At 31.1% G+C, this 264-nt stretch carries 1 protein-coding gene; it reads right to left on the bottom strand.

The window, feature by feature from the left end; all coding sequences use genetic code 11:
• On the bottom strand, positions 1-264 hold a 264-nt coding region (locus SB660_RS21355; protein ID WP_410584404.1), incomplete at both ends, for a hypothetical protein.

Below are 264 nucleotides of genomic sequence, written 5' to 3'. Positions count from 1 at the left end.
AATGATTAAAATACTCTTCCAAGAACAATTTATCATTCTTAATTACAACAATACTTGTAATATCCCGGAACCTGTTTTCGGCAATTTTTTTGTTTAAAAGCCGGATTTTTTCCTTATTAAATTTTTCCTCAGATACCTTCCAGTCAACGTTTGGAAGAATTTTTTGAACTGCAATCTGCTGCTCCGAAATATTTTTCTGTGGAACAAATAATTTGATTTCCCCTTCTGCAATTACATTTCCAACTTTCAACTGTGAATTTTTCA

The organism is Bacillus sp. SIMBA_005 (assembly GCF_046535585.1).
Lineage (GTDB): Bacteria > Bacillota > Bacilli > Bacillales > Bacillaceae > Bacillus > Bacillus pumilus.
The sequence above is the reverse complement of the archived record's forward strand: the minus strand, read 5'-3'. Positions and strand labels throughout refer to the sequence as shown.